Here is a 14,148-nt window from a genome sequence, read left to right as displayed (position 1 = left end):
CATCCCTTCACTCTCGGTGAAGGTAGCCTAACCTAAGTAGTTGTCGATCCGAATCGCCAAGCGGCCCAAAGTGCCGCGTAACGCCCGTCACGCGCCACGAGCTCCTCGTGCGTTCCCTGTTCCAGCACACGGCCCGCGTCGAGGACGGCGATCCGGTCGGCGGCGATGGCCTGGGTCAGCCGGTGCGCCACCAGCAGGGTCGTGCGGCCCCTGCACGCGGCGAGCGCGGCCCGTTCCAGCGCGGCGGCGCCCTGACTGCCCGCCTCGGCCGTCGACTCGTCCAGCACGACGACGGGGGAGCGGCCGAGCACCAGGCGGGCCAGCGCGATCTGGGCGATCTTGGTCACGTCGAGGCGTTCGCCGCCCTCGCCGACGTCGGTCCGCAGCCCGGACGGCAACGCCTCGACCCACTTCTCCGCGCCCACGGTCCGCAGCGCGTCCATCAGCTCGTCGTCGGTCGCGTCCGGTGCCGCGAGCCGCAGGTCCTCGGCCAGGGGACCGGCGAAGACGTGGGCCTCCTGGGTCAGGATGCTCACCAGAGCGCGGGCGCCCGCCTCGTCCAGCTCCGCGAGGTCCGACGAACCGATGTGCACCGATCCGGTCAGTGGGGTGCCGGTGCCCGCGACCAGTGCCGCCAGCGTCGTCTTGCCCGCACCCGTCGCGCCCACCAGCGCGAGCGAGGTGCCGGCGGGGATCTCCAGGTCGATGTCCCGCAGCACGTCGTACTCGGATTCGGGGTAGCGGAAGGAAAGCCCGCGCACCGAGACCGGAAGTGGTCGTGCGTCAGCGTCGACGGCCACCGCGCTGCGCACGAGCTCGTCGCCGTCGGATTCGGTGAGCACGCCCACCAGGCGCGTCAGGCCGGCGCCCGACTTCTGCGCCTCGTCGAAGAACGCCATGATCAGGCCGAGCGGCACGAACAGCTTGTGGAACAGCAGTGCCGCGACGGAGACCTGGCCCAGCGACGACTCCCCGTTGCTCACCAGGAAGTAGCCGACGACGATGATCAGCCCGAGGCCGATGAACTCGGCGCGGTTCTCCCGGCCGATGAACCGGCCGAAGAACCGGAAGACGTCGATGCCGATGTTGCGCACCCGCCACGACTCCGCGGTCACCTTGTCCCGGAACGCGTTCTCCAGGCGGTAGGCGCGAACGGTCTCGATGCCGTCGAGGCCGCTGATCAACGCCTGCGCGCGGTCGGCCTGCGCTTCGGAACGGGCGCGGTAGAGCGGTTGTGAGCGCGGCAGGTACCAGCGCAGCGCCAGCCAGTAGGCGGGCAGCGCGCACGCGCCCGCGAGACCGAGCCGCCAGTCGAGGCCGAACATGCCCGCGGTCGCGATCACGACCAGCACGACCGCCGAGAAGATCGTCGGGATGGCCGTGCGAAAACCCTTGGAGATGACGGCGACGTCGTCACCGACGCGCGAGAGCACGTCGCCTCGGCCGACCTCCTCGATCCGCGCGCTCGGCATCCCGAGCACCGCGCGGACGGCGCCTTCCCTCAGACGCGCCAGCATTTCCGCGCCCACGCGGCCGACGAGGTAGGTCGACACCGCGGTCATGGCCGCGCCGGCCAGTGCCGAGACGACGGTCGCGATGCCGATGGTCCAGAGGATCGACGCGTCGCGGCCCTGCGTGATCCCGTCCACGACGGTGCCCAGCAGGAAGACCGGGACGATCTGCAGCACCGCCCCCACCACCGTCGCCAGCACGGTGGCGATCGGCAGGGCGGGGGCGGAGCGGCAGTGGTCGAGCAGCCAGCGGGAGGCCTCCCGCCCGGACGCCGTGCGCAGGATCTTCGCGGGCGCGCCGGTGAGACTCGTGGTCACGAGGGGAGGCCTTTCGCTGGAGTTGTGCGTGATCAGCCGGCGGACTTGGCCGACTTCACCAGTTCGTCGATCGCGTACGGCAGGGACGCGAGGGTGGCCTGCGAGATCGCGGCGCCGACCGCCGGGCCCTCGCTGTCGAGCACCCAGGAGACCTTGCCGGCCTTGACGGCGGGCAGGTTCGCGAACAGCTGGAAGTTCTTCAGCGAGTCCTGGTCCGCCTTGTCGGCGATGACGAAGATGCGGTCGGTGTTGATCACGTCGACGCGCTCGGGGGACAGCGAGGTGAAGAACTTGCCGGCCGCGATCTCGTCGACCTTCGTGTTGCCCTTGAAGCCGATGCCGCTGACGAGCTGGCCGCGCACGTCGGTCGTGGCGAACGGCGAGACCGCGTCCTTGTACCACGTGGTCACGGTGGCGGTCTGGTTCGCGAAGTCCGGGTTGGCCTTCTTGGCCTCGGCCATCTTGTCGTCGATGCCCTTGATCAGCTTCGCGCCCTCGTCACCCTTGCCGACCGCCTTGGCGATCTGCAGCGCGTTGTCCTGCCACTTGGCGCTGAAGGGCTCCTTCTCCTCCTTGGTGCGGCCGACCACCGGTGCGATCTTGGTCAGCTTGTCGTACCAGGCCTGGTCGGCCTCGGAGTAGACCGCGACGATCAGGTCGGGGCGCAGCTGCGCGATCTTCTCGTAGTTGGGCTCGGTGTCACCGTTGCGCATGATGACCTCGGGAGTGGTCGAACCCCACTTGTCCTTCACCCAGGCCCACTGGGTGTTGATGTCGGGCTTGGTGCCCTCCGGGTTCGGGTACTGGTCGACCATGCCGACCGGGACGACACCGAGCGCGAGCAGCGTCTGGTCGTCGGTGTAGCCGAGGGAGACGACGCGCTTGGGCGCCTCCTTGACCTCCGTCGTGCCGAAGAAGTGCTCGACCTTGGTCGGGAACGTGCCGCCGGCGGCGTTGTCCGCGCCGGGAGTCGTTTCAGGCGTGGAAGAACCGCACCCGGCGAGGACGCTGGCACCGACCAGTGCGGCTGCTGCCACGGCGGTCAGCCGCTTCCAGGTCATGGTCGTTCTCTGGCCCATTCGGCACCTCTTCTTCGCTGCCCACGCGGCGGGGGAAATTTAGGACAGCCGAACCTTATCACCCAGTTAGGGCAGGCTAACCAAGGTCTTGGTCACTCTTCGATACCACGTGGGTCCGGCCGATCGGCACGATCAGCGGCCGCTCGCTCACGGGGTCGTCGATGACCTTCGCCTGCAGCCCGAACGTGTCCAGCAGCAGGTCGCTCGTGATCACGTCGCTCGGATGACCCTGCGCCACGATCGCCCCGGACTTCATCACGATCAGGTTGTCGCTGTAGCGCACCGCCAGGTTCAGGTCGTGCAGGACCATCACGATCGTGCAGCCGCTCTCGTGCAGGTCGTCGACCAGGTCGATCACGTCGATCGCGTGCGCGAGGTCGAGGTACGTCGTCGGCTCGTCCAGCAACAGCAGGTCGGTGCCCTGCGCGAGCGTCATGGAGATCCACACCCGCTGCCGCTGACCGCCCGAGAGCGAGTCGACGGGCCGGTGCGCCAGATCGGCGACACCGGTCATGCGCAACGCCTTGGCGACCACGTCCGCGTCGTCGCTGGACCACTGCCGCACCCAGCTCTGGTGCGGGTGCCGCCCCCGCGCCACCAGGTCGGCGACCGTCAGGCCCTCCGGCGCGATCGGCGTCTGCGGCAGCAGCCCCATCCGCTTCGCCACGTCCTTGGTCCTGAGCCGCGCGATGTCGTGGCCGTCGAGCAGCACCGTGCCCTGGCGCGGTTTGAGCAACCGCGACAGCGTGCGCAGCAACGTCGACTTGCCGCAGCCGTTGGGGCCGATGACCGTGGTGATCACCCCGGTGGGGATGGCGACGTCGAGGTTGTCGAGCACGACCCTGTCGGCGTACCCGACCGTGACGCCCTCGGCCCCCAGTCGGGCGGCATCGTTGCGCAGCGCGGTCATAGGGCAACCTTACTTAACGAAGGCTGGCCTCAGGCAGCGCGCTTCAGGTTGAGGCGATGGGGGCCGGTGGGCGAGCGTGATCGTGGTGCCGAGCGGCCCGCCGTCCCCCGTGCGTCAACGCAACCGGACTCGTGCGTTGACGCGCAGGCGCGGCGGCGAGTGCTCGGCCCGAACGCCGCTGACGAAGGCCGGCCTCAGGCAGCGCGCTTCAGGTTCGCCCGCACGAGCAGGTAGACGAGGAACGGCCCGCCGATGATCGCCGTCACGATGCCGACGGGCAGGTCGTTGGGCAGCACCGTCCGCGCGATCAGGTCCGAGCCGATCAACAGCAACGCCCCGAAGAGCCCGGAGGCGATCAGCGGCGGCACGGGCGTGCGCATCAGCCGCATGGTGATCTGCGGCGCGACCAGCGCCACGAACGGCACCGGCCCGGCGGCCGAGACCGCGACACCGGCCAGCAGCACCGCGCACAGCAGCAAGATCGCGCGCACGGCCGAGTAGCGGACGCCGAGACCGGCGGCCACGTCGTCACCGAAGTGCATGGGCCTCATCTGGAAGGCGGCCACCAGCACGACGAGGACCAGCGCGGCCATGATCCAGACCGACGCCCACACCTCGGACCACGACCGCGAGTCGAGCGACCCGACGAGCCACCGCTGGGCGCGGGCGACGTCGCGGAGGTCCGCGAGGACCAGCAGCCACGTCGTGAGCGCCTGCGTCACGGCGCTGACCGAGACGCCGATGAGGATCAGGCGGAAGCCGTCGATGCCCTTCTTCCACGCCATGAAGTACACGAGGAACCCGGTCAGCAGGCCGCCGGCGAGCGCGGCCGTGGACAGGCCGATCGAGTTCGCGATCGCCGTGCCGCCGCTCGCCGTCACGACGAAGACCGCCGTGGCGCTGGCGCCGCCGGTGATGCCGAGGACGTCGGGGCTCGCGAGGGGGTTGCGCGCGATCGACTGGGTCAGCGCGCCGGAGATCCCGAGCGCGACGCCGGCGATGAGACCGACGAGGGCGCGCGGCATCCGCAGGTCCATGATCACGAACTCGTCGACCCGCTCGCCCTGGCCGATCAGCGTCCTGAACACGGCGGGGAGCTCGATGGTGAAGTCGCCGATGGCGATCGACACGGAGAAGATCAGGAACGTCAGCGCGGTCAGCACGACGGTGACGAGCACGATCCACGGGCGCCACACCCAGGACCAGCCGCCGACGCGGACGCCGCGGTGCATTTCGGGTGTCTCGATCATGCCTGCCTGAACTTCCCGAGCCAGACCAGCACCGCGAAGAACGGGGCGCCGATGAGAGCGATGACGATGCCCGCCTGCAGTTCGGCGGGCCGTGCGACGAGCCGGCCCGCGATGTCGCCGAGCAGCAGCACGGCCGCGCCGAGCAGCCCCGCGTACGGCACGAGCCAGCGGTAGTCCGGTCCGGTGAACCACCGCGCGACGTGCGCGACCATCAGGCCGAGGAACGCGATGGGCCCGCACGCCGCCGTGGCCGCGCCCGCGAGCAGCGTGATGGCCACGACGCCGATGGTGCGGTTCGCCGCGATGTTCACGCCGAGACCGCGCGCGACGTCGTCACCGAGGTTGAGCAGGTTGATCGCCGGGAGGTTGAGCAGGGCCAGGAAGACGCCGACGCCGATGAAGACCGCCGCGGGCCAGATCACGTCGAACCCGACGCCCTGCACCGAGCCCGCGTTCCAGAACCGCAGCACGTCGAGCGCCTGGGTGCTGCCGAGAGCGACCGCCGTCGTCATCGCGGCCAGGAACACGGTGACGCCCTGCCCGGCGAGCGCGAGGGTCAGCGGGTTGCCCGCGCCGCGGCCGAGGCTCGACAGCCCGAACACCAGCACGCCCGCCACGGCGGCGCCGAGGAACGCGAACCACATGTACTGCAACGGGCTCGACAGCCCGAACAGGTAGACCGACAGCACCACCGCGAACGACGCCCCGGAGTTGACGCCGAGCAGTCCGGTGTCGGCGATGGGGTTGCGGGTGTGGCCCTGGATCAACGCGCCCGCGACGCCGAGCCCGATGCCCGCCACGACGGCGAGCACGGTCCGCGGCACCCGCAGCGTCTGCACGATCAGCGTGATCTCGACGAGCCGCTGGTCGCCGCCGGGATCGCCGAACAACCCCTGCCACACCTCGGCCGGGGTGAGCGACCGCGCGCCGACCACCAGGGACAACACCGACGCCGCGGCCAGCAACACCAGCAGGCCCGCCAGCCCGAGGCGCCGCCTGCGGTGCGGGCCCTCCGGCGCCGGTGCGGGTTCGGGCCCGCGTTGCTCCACGACCATGCTCACGACGGGCTACGTTAGCCGCCGCCCGGCCCGTTGACCCAGGGCACCCTTACCTAACCCCTGGTCTCGATGGCCCGCACGGTCTTCTCCAGCGCGCCGCCGAGCACCTTCTTGCCGAGCAGGCCGAGCGAGAGGCCGAGCAGCTTGCCCTTGAGGTTCTTGCCCTCCCGCACCACTTCCGCTCGCACGAGCGTCGTCCCGTCGGCCTGCTTCGTGAACGTGTATGTGTGGCCGGAACGCCCGCCCCACACGTTGGAGTCGACCGTGGTGAGCACGACGCGGCTGAGGTCCGACCAGTCGTAGTGCAGGCGTTCCCAGATGCCGCCCGAGCCCTCGGTGACGTCGGCGAACGTGTCACCGCGGTCGTGCACCCGCAGGTCGGCGTCGGCGCTGTTGGGGAAGAGCCCGGCGCGGCCGGGGCCGAAGTCGGTGAGTCCGGCGACGAACTGCTCGGGCGTCGCGGTGGTCTGCTGGGTCAGGGTGATCGTGGGCATGTCGTCCGCTCCTCGTGGTGCTGTGTGCAGGAGCCAGACTTCCCGTGCCAGGGTGTCGTTCGCGCCCGTGAGTGTCCCTGGTCCCCAGGGGAGCCCGCCGGCGCGTCCCCGGGCTGCGTGCCGCGCCTCCGAACTGGTCCGGCCGGCATCGCCGATGACAGCTCAGATGCTGTACCCACCGGCGACCTCGATGGTCTGGGCGTTGATCCAGCCCCCGTCGTCCGACAGCAGGGTGGCGACCACCGAGCCGACCTCCTCGGGCTCACCGACACGTCCCAGGGCAGTCTGGGCCGCCAGTGCCGCCTCGAACTCCGGCGTCAGCCCACCGCCGAGCTCCGTGCGGATGGCGCCCGGCGCGATCGCGTTCGCCCGGATCCTCCGCTCGCCGAACTCCTTGGCCATGTACCGGGTCAGCACCTCGAGGCCTCCCTTGAAACTCGCGTAGGGGGCCACTCCCGGCGTCGCCACCCGTGAGGTCGCACTCGTCATGTTCACCACGGCACCGCCGTCCGCGATCAGCGGAAGCAGTGCCTGCGTGAGGAAGAACGGTCCCTTCAGGTGCACGGCGAACAGTGCGTCGAACACCTCCTCCGACACGGACGCGATCGGGGTGTACACCCCGTACCCGGCGTTGTTCACCAGCCCGTCGATCCCCTCCCGCCCCCACTTCTCGCGCACCGCGACCTGAACCGCCTCGCGGAACCCACCGAACGACGACACGTCGGAGACGTCCAGGGGCAGCGCGACAGCGGTGCCGCCACCCCCGGCGATGTCGTCGACCACGCGGGCCGCCGACTCGGGATTCGCCTTGTACGTCAAGACGACGCCCATGCCCCGGTTCGCACACGCTCGCGCCGCGGCGGCGCCCAGGCCCCGACTCCCACCGGTGATGACAACGATCTTCATAGAACTCATTCCCTCGACGTGACCGACGAGAACGAGTCAACTCGTCAGAGCGCACACGAAGAAGGACGCCGTAGCCCAGGTGTGGCACACCCACCCTCGGAGACCGGGCGTCAGCGGCCGCCGGGAGGGGACGCGGGCTGCAGAGAAGCCAGGTAGGACAACGCCTCGGCACTGCGGCTACCGGGTTCGGCCGTGCCGACGAGCAGCTGCTGACCGGGCGCGTCGTGCACGTCGAAGGTCTGGTAGGTCAGTTCGACCCGTCCCGCGCCGGGGTGGACGAACACCTTGAACGCACGGGTGAGACCGCCGACGGACTGGTCGTTCCACAGTGCTCGGAACTCCGGAGAGGACTCGGACAACCCGTCGACGAGTGCGCTGATCTCCCCGTCCTGCGGGAACCGGCCGGCGTTCAGCCGCAGCGCGTACACGGTGGCGCGCACGACGGCGGGCCAGTCGACGAACACGGTGCGGGCCTCGGGATGGGTGAACAGGATCCGCACCATGTTCCGCATGTCGCCGAACGGGGACAGCAGCGCGGTCGCGAGGGTGTTCGCCGCCAGCACGTCGAACGAGGGACCGAGAACGTAGGCCGCCGAGGCGGGAAACGACTCGAGCAGGTGCAACAGCGAGGGGTGGACGAGGTCGCGCGCGCTGTCCGGTCCCATCCGGGGGGTGAGCCCGGCGAGCCGGAAGAGGTGTTCCCTCCCGTCCGCGCTCAGCCGCAACGCCTGTCCGATGGCTGCCAGTACCTGCGCCGACGGATTGCGCTCCCGACCTTGCTCGAGGCGGGCGTAGTAGTCGGCGCTCACGCCGGCGAGCACCGCCACCTCCTCCCGGCGCAGCCCCGTGACCCGGCGGCTGCCGCCGGCGCCGGGCAGCCCCGCGTCGGCGGGGTCCAGCCGGGCCCGGTTCGCGCGGAGGAACTCACCGAGGGGGTTGGCCGAGGACATGGTCGCGATGCTACCGGGCGCGAAGGGGGCCATCCCGCTCCACAATGGACAAGATCGGGGCGGAACGCCTGCGGTGTCACAGCTCTGCCGAGACGAACCCGCTGGGGTTGCGGTCAAGGTCGACGAGGCACGCCTCCGAGAGCGCCGACCACCGTCCGGACCACCAGATCGGCTCGTGACGATCCACATGCGACCAGATCCGGAGCGTCCTCGGGCAGCTGGTGGACCTGGTGCAGCACCGCGAGGTAGACGTGGCGGCACCAGTCCGCGCCGGTGGCGGTGATCTCCCCGGCTTCTCTCATGCAGGCGAAGACCTGCTCCAGCCCGGCGGCCACTTCGGGGCTCAGGCCCGACTGGCAACCGTGCTGCTCATCGGACAGCTCCATCGCGAACCGGTGACTGGCCTTGAGCTCGAACACCACATCGGTCAACCGCCGGAACGCCACCAGCGGGCGGCCCAGGTCCGCTCGCGCCTGTTCCAGTGCGGTGAGGTACCGCTGGTTGAGCTGCTCGGTCAGGGCCTCCAGCAGCGCGGAGCGCGAGCTGAAGCGGCGGTGGACGGTGGCCCTGGTCAGGCCTGCCGCCTCGCCGATGCGTTCCAGAGATGCCGACGGATCGTCCGCCAGCACCTTCTCCGCGGCCACGAGGATGAGCGCGGTGTTGTGCTCTGCGTCTGCCCGCAGTCGTCGCCCTGTCGTCTCCGCCACCCGTAAATGATACATGGCTGTCGCATCTGTTGCGGTATCTGCGACAGATGTGTATCACTTAAGAGGAGAGACGACGTGGAGAGGAACAACCCGTGGACCTGCAACTCGAAGGCAAGCGCGTACTCGTCACCGGGGCGAGCAAGGGCATCGGACTTGCCATCGTCCGAACGTTCGTCGCCGAGGGCGCGTCCGTCATCGCGACCGCGCGCCGCAACACCGCTGAGCTCAAGGAGACCGGCGCGCACTTCATCTCGGCCGACCTGTCCACTTCGGACGGTCCGCGCGAGGTGGTCGAGGCGGCGCTGGCGGTGGACCCGCGGCTCGACGTGCTGGTCAACAACGCCGGCGGTGGTGAGGTGCCGGACGGGATCTTCGAGGATCCCTTGAGCGGAGACGACGACACCTGGGCGAACGTGTTCGCGTTGAACCTGAGCAGTGCGGTGCGCACCACTCGCGCCGCGCTTCCCGCGCTGGTCGAGGCCAGAGGTGCGGTGGTGAACATCAGCTCCAGCAGCGCCCGCGACCCGCACACCTCGCCGTTGCCCTACGCGTCGGCCAAGGCGGCGCTGAACGCCTTCACCCGCGGGCTCGCCGAAGCGGTCGGCCGCAAGGGTGTCCGCGTGAACGCCGTGACCCCTGGTGGCACGCGCACCGACCTGCTGGTGGGCCCGGACGGGTACATGGCGGGCGTCGCGGCGAACATGGGCATCGCGCACGGCGACCTGCTGGCGGCGCTGCCCGAGCAGACCGGACTGCTCACCGGTGACCTGATCGACCCGGACGAGATCGCCCGCGCGGTGGTGCTGCTGGCGTCGCCGACGATGCCCAGCGCCATCGGGTCGAACTGGGCCGTGCACGCGGGTTCGATCAAGAGCATCTGAGAGGACGGCGGCGCGTCCGGCCGAAGCTGGAGGTGCAGGTCATGTCGACCGGCGCCTCCAGCCCTCCCGCGGTGGTCAGCCCCGGCTGTCCTTCCCGGCGGCGATCAGGGACACGACGGCCAGCCCGGTGTTGACGGCGGAGATGATCGTGGTGAGCCTCGCCGCCCTGGCCGGCAGCTCGCCGCGCCTGCCCGCGTAGACGGCGGCGGCGGTGTCGGTGGCGTGGATGAGAACGGCCTGGCGCAGCACCCTGCCGGCGTTCGCGTCACTGCTCTTCAACGTCAGCAGGTCGACGCCGAGGACGAGCGTGCGGATGCCGAACATGCGCGCCGGGTAGACGAACCGCTTGTCGTCGCCCAGTTCGTCGCCGAGGCTCTTCGCCATCCTGTCGGCGGCGAGGAGGCCCAGCGCGCCGTTGAAGATCCGGACGCAGGCCAGAGTGGTCCGCGTGACATCGCCCAGCTTCATGTCGCCACCTCAGTTGATCTCTCGGGTGACGGAAGTCTAGGAGAGGCGTTCCGCGAGCCACCGCTCGATGTGCAGGCGTGCCTCCTGGGCCATCTCGGTGCGGCGGTTGGTGAAACCGTGCTGCGACTCGGGGTAGATCCTGAGGTCCACCTCGCCGCCCGCCGCGAGGACGCGGGCCGCCATGGCCAGGTTGTCCTCCAGCACGACGTCCAGCGCGCCGACGACCACCAACAGCGGTGGCAGGCCGCGCTGGTCGCCGTAGACGGGGGAGATGTCCGGGTTCGTCCTGTCCGGCGCCTGCCCCGCGTAGAGCTCGATGAAGTACTCGCCGGCGATCAACCGGCCCGCGGGGGTCTGCCCGCTCAGGTCGTACGTGCCGGCCTGGAGCACCGCGCCGGTGAACGGGTGGTCGCGCAGCCTGAGCAACGTCGTCACGGCGAGGGTGGAGCCCGCCGAGAACCCGCCGATGGCGAGCTTCGCCGTGCCGAACTGCTCCTCGGCGTGCTCGATCAACCAGCGCGCGGCGGTCTCCGCGTCGTCGGGCGCGGCCGGCCAGGGGTGTTCCGGGGCGAGCCGGTAGTCGACGCTCACGACCGCGATGCCGAGCGCGTCCGCGAGCCGCTGGTGGCGCTCGTCGTCCTGCACCGGCGCGCCCAGGTAGAAGCCGCCGCCGGGGAAGTGCAGGTAGACGCCGCGCGGCGGGCCCTCCGGCCGGAAGATCCTGACGTGCGCCCGCCTGCCGCCGGACTCGACCGGCGTGGAGTTCTCCGAAGGCGTGAACGCGGCGCGGAGTTCCCGCAGTTCCTCGGGGCCGGCAGGACCTCGCCGGACGCCTCTCCTCGCGTTCTCGGACCGGGCCTCCTCGACGTGTTGCGCGAGGTCCGGGTCGATGAAGCTGTTCAACTCCAGCCGCACTGGGCATCCCCTTCGACAGGTCGGCGAAGCCGCCGAGTCAACCAGAAAGGAGCCACGATGATCGGGCTCACGGTGGTGGTGGGGTACGGGGACGCGGCTCTGGACGTCCTGAGGCACCTCCCGCCCGACCGCGAGCACGCTGAGGTCGTGGTGCTGGACCTCGACGAGGTCGCGCTGATCGGCGCGCTCGCCAACGGCGCCGGGGTCGTGCGGGGCGACGGGCGGGACATGTGCGCGCTGCGACAGGCGGAGGCGCAGTTCGCGTCACGGGTCGTCGTCGCCGTGCCCGACGACCTGGACGGCCTGCTGATCACCATGGTCGTGCGCGGCCTCACCCCGGCGGCGACCGTGGTCGCGGCGGTCCGCGACTCGGCCAACCAGGACCTGTTCACCAGGCTGGGCGCGGACGAGGTCTTCGTGCGCGCCCGCTCCGCCTAACGCCCGAGCACGTGGCGCAGTGCGGACTCCAGGTCCGGGTGCCGGAACGCGTGCCCGGCCCCGGTCAGCACGGCGGGCCTGACGAGCTGGCTCGCCCCGGCCAGTTCGCGGGCGCCCTGCTCGCCCAGCAGGAGCCGCGGCCCGAACGACGGCACCGGCAGCAGCGCGGGCCGTCGCAGCACCTTCGCGAGCGTGGCGGCGTAGTCGCTGTTGCGCACGGCGTGCGGGGCGACGGCGTTGACCGGTCCGTGAAGCGAGTTGTCGTAGAGCGCGCGGTGGTAGACGTCGACCAGGTCGTCCATCCCGATCCACGACTGCCACATCCGGCCGTCGCCGAGCCTCCCGCCCAGCCCCGCGGCGAACAGCGGGTGGAAGAGCCGCAACGTGCCGCCGTCGGGTGACTGCACCAGTCCGGTGCGCACGGTGACCACCCGCACGCCGGCCGCCGCGGCCGGTGCGGTGGCGGCCTCCCAGTCGGCGACGACGTCCGCGAGGAAGCCCTCACCGCGTTCGCTGTCCTCGGTGAGCTCCTCGTCGCCCCGGTCGGCGCCGTAGAAGCCGATCGCGGACGCGCTGACGAACACCGGCACGCCACTGGCCGCGGCCAGGTCGGCGAGCGCCCTGGTCGGGCCGATCCGGGAGGACCGGACGGCCCGCCGGTGCGCGTCGGTGAACCTGCCCGCGATCGACGCGCCGGCGAGGTGCACGACAGCGTCCACACCGGACAGCAGGTCGGGTGCCGGGCGGTCGGGGTCCCAGCGCCGTTCACCAGGACCACCGGGGGAGTGGCGGACCAGCTTCACGATCTGATGCCCGGCGGTGCTCAGGAACGACCACAGGGCCGTTCCCACGAACCCGCCGGCGCCGGTGATCGCCACCGTGATCGGCCGGTCGCCCGCCTTCCGCGCGGACGCCTGGGCGGCCAGGTCGGCGGCGAGCTGGCGGTGCCGATAGGCGAACATCGACCGCAGCAGCGCACCGGGGACCGGCGTCTCCACGTGGTCGGTCATCCGCGTCCCGTCGCCCTCCGCGGCGAACTCGTGGCTGTGCCGCCACTTCAGCGCCCAGCTCAGCGGCGCGGAGTCCAGCTCGTCGACGAACCGGTGCGGTGGCGCGAAGCCGGTGTGCTTGGCACCCCAGCGCAGTCCCAGCGGCAACCCCAGCACCGCGCGGCCACCGTCGAGGGTGTCCGCCTCGCGCACGACGCCGACGGGCTGCCACGGCGGGGTGAGCCGGTGGATGGCGCCCGGCCGCGCGTGCCAGGCGAACACCTCGTCGACGGGAGCGTCCACGACGCTGGAGAAGATCAGGGACATGACCCCACGCTAAGTGCGTCCCGCGCGGTTCGCTTGATGGCAGGCCGATTCCGTTCGACACGTTCGACACCTCGCGGCGGGGATCTGAGAACGTCCTCTCGGCGGGAAGAACCGCAGGACAGTGCCGGTCCGAGCTGTCCGGAGGGCCGCGTCCGGCCTCGCTATCACTCCGCGTGTCCTTGTGATCTCGAAGAGTCACGGCTAGCGTGAATGATCTGGGAGCGCTCCCCGAATCCGCCGCCGCTCGACCATCGAAACGGAGGCTCATCATGCGCACACGCAGCACCTTCGGGTCGTTCGCCAGACGGCGCGGCCTCATCGCCGTGATCGTCGGCGCGCTCGTCTGCACGTTCCTGTGGACGCCCACGGCCTCGGCCCACGGCACGATCGTCGGCCCGGCCACGCGCGCCTACCAGTGCTGGCAGACGTGGGGGAGCCAGCACACGAATCCGGCCATGCAGCAGCAGGATCCCATGTGCTACCAGGCTTTCCAGGCCAACTCCGACACCATGTGGAACTGGATGAGCGCGTTGCGGGACGGCCTGCGCGGCAACTTCCAGGGGTCCACTCCGGACGGCCAGCTGTGCAGCAACGGCCTGGCGCGCAACAACTCCCTCAACACCCCGGGCCAGTGGAAGACCACCAACCTGGGCAGCAGTTTCGAGATGCACCTGTACGACCAGGCCAGTCACGGAGCCGACTACCTGCGGGTCTACGTCAGCAAGAACGGGTTCGACCCGAAGACCCAACGCCTGGGCTGGGGCAACCTGGACCAGGTCGCGCAGACCGGCAGGTTCGCCCCGGCCAAGGACATCAGGTTCAACGTCCAGACGTCGGGCGCCTACCGGGGCCACCACGTGGTGTTCACGATCTGGCAGGCATCGCACACCGACCAGACGTACATGTGGTGCAGTGACGTGAACTTCGGTTAGGAGGCAGGCGCGTGC

15 protein-coding genes are annotated in these 14,148 nt (G+C 70.5%); 3 read left to right on the top strand and 12 right to left on the bottom strand.

The genetic code is table 11. The annotated features are described in order from the left end of the window. Positions 1-32: 32 nt before the first annotated feature. The 9 genes from IE307_RS02980 to IE307_RS02940 form a co-directional block, all read right to left on the bottom strand. The gene (locus IE307_RS02980) at positions 33-1,829 is read right to left on the bottom strand and encodes an ABC transporter ATP-binding protein (protein ID WP_191295859.1); all 1,797 of its coding nucleotides are present in this window, start codon (positions 1,827-1,829) and stop codon (positions 33-35) included. A 32-nt stretch (positions 1,830-1,861) separates the two neighbouring features. Continuing rightward, positions 1,862-2,908, bottom strand: a complete 1,047-nt coding sequence (locus IE307_RS02975; protein ID WP_191295858.1) for an iron-siderophore ABC transporter substrate-binding protein — start codon at positions 2,906-2,908, stop codon at positions 1,862-1,864. 76 nt (positions 2,909-2,984) lie between these two features. Next, entirely contained in the window at positions 2,985-3,818 is an 834-nt protein-coding gene (locus IE307_RS02970; RefSeq protein ID WP_191295857.1) for an ABC transporter ATP-binding protein, read from the bottom strand. A gap of 194 nt (positions 3,819-4,012) precedes the next feature. After that, on the bottom strand, positions 4,013-5,068 hold the full coding sequence (locus tag IE307_RS02965; RefSeq protein ID WP_191295856.1) for a FecCD family ABC transporter permease: 1,056 nt from the start codon (positions 5,066-5,068) through the stop codon (positions 4,013-4,015). After that, positions 5,065-6,123 (bottom strand): FecCD family ABC transporter permease, encoded by a 1,059-nt coding sequence (locus IE307_RS02960; RefSeq protein ID WP_191296472.1) that lies wholly within the window; start codon positions 6,121-6,123, stop codon positions 5,065-5,067. The genes IE307_RS02965 and IE307_RS02960 overlap by 4 nt, the downstream gene beginning before the upstream one ends. A 56-nt stretch (positions 6,124-6,179) precedes the next feature. Next, entirely contained in the window at positions 6,180-6,620 is a 441-nt protein-coding gene (locus tag IE307_RS02955) for a hypothetical protein (RefSeq protein ID WP_191295855.1), read from the bottom strand. Positions 6,621-6,782: 162 nt separating this feature from the next. Next, complete coding sequence (locus IE307_RS02950; protein ID WP_191295854.1) at positions 6,783-7,526, bottom strand: SDR family NAD(P)-dependent oxidoreductase; 744 nt, start codon at positions 7,524-7,526, stop codon at positions 6,783-6,785. Positions 7,527-7,636: 110 nt separating this feature from the next. Beyond that, entirely contained in the window at positions 7,637-8,476 is an 840-nt protein-coding gene (locus IE307_RS02945) for a helix-turn-helix transcriptional regulator (protein WP_191295853.1), read from the bottom strand. Between the two features lie 113 nt (positions 8,477-8,589). Continuing rightward, positions 8,590-9,183: a TetR/AcrR family transcriptional regulator gene (locus IE307_RS02940; protein ID WP_229904333.1), complete on the bottom strand. Its 594-nt coding sequence runs from the start codon at positions 9,181-9,183 to the stop codon at positions 8,590-8,592. Between the two features lie 92 nt (positions 9,184-9,275). On the opposite strand from IE307_RS02940, the gene IE307_RS02935 reads away from it, so the two are divergent. Then, on the top strand, positions 9,276-10,064 hold the full coding sequence (locus tag IE307_RS02935; protein WP_191295851.1) for an SDR family NAD(P)-dependent oxidoreductase: 789 nt from the start codon (positions 9,276-9,278) through the stop codon (positions 10,062-10,064). 75 nt (positions 10,065-10,139) lie between these two features. Here IE307_RS02935 and IE307_RS02930 read toward each other — a convergent pair whose 3' ends face one another. Continuing rightward, a complete protein-coding gene (locus IE307_RS02930; RefSeq protein WP_191295850.1) occupies positions 10,140-10,532 on the bottom strand; it encodes a hypothetical protein in 393 nt (130 codons plus the stop codon). Between the two features lie 36 nt (positions 10,533-10,568). Continuing rightward, complete coding sequence (locus tag IE307_RS02925) at positions 10,569-11,447, bottom strand: alpha/beta hydrolase (protein ID WP_191295849.1); 879 nt, start codon at positions 11,445-11,447, stop codon at positions 10,569-10,571. A gap of 57 nt (positions 11,448-11,504) precedes the next feature. Between IE307_RS02925 and IE307_RS02920 the strand changes: the two genes are divergently transcribed. After that, positions 11,505-11,885: an NAD(P)-binding protein gene (locus IE307_RS02920; RefSeq protein ID WP_191295848.1), complete on the top strand. Its 381-nt coding sequence runs from the start codon at positions 11,505-11,507 to the stop codon at positions 11,883-11,885. Here IE307_RS02920 and IE307_RS02915 read toward each other — a convergent pair. Further along, positions 11,882-13,201 carry a TIGR01777 family oxidoreductase gene (locus IE307_RS02915; RefSeq protein ID WP_191295847.1) on the bottom strand — a complete coding sequence of 440 codons (1,320 nt, stop codon included), beginning with the start codon at positions 13,199-13,201 and terminating at the stop codon, positions 11,882-11,884. The genes IE307_RS02920 and IE307_RS02915 overlap by 4 nt on opposite strands. A 269-nt stretch (positions 13,202-13,470) precedes the next feature. Here IE307_RS02915 and IE307_RS02910 point away from each other — a divergent pair, with 269 nt between their 5' ends. After that, positions 13,471-14,133 carry a lytic polysaccharide monooxygenase auxiliary activity family 9 protein gene (locus tag IE307_RS02910; RefSeq protein WP_191295846.1) on the top strand — a complete coding sequence of 221 codons (663 nt, stop codon included), beginning with the start codon at positions 13,471-13,473 and terminating at the stop codon, positions 14,131-14,133. Positions 14,134-14,148 lie beyond the last annotated feature (15 nt).

This window comes from Lentzea cavernae (genome assembly GCF_014653695.1).
In the GTDB taxonomy this organism is placed as follows: domain Bacteria; phylum Actinomycetota; class Actinomycetes; order Mycobacteriales; family Pseudonocardiaceae; genus Lentzea; species Lentzea cavernae.
The sequence above is the reverse complement of the archived record's forward strand: the minus strand, read 5'-3'. Positions and strand labels throughout refer to the sequence as shown.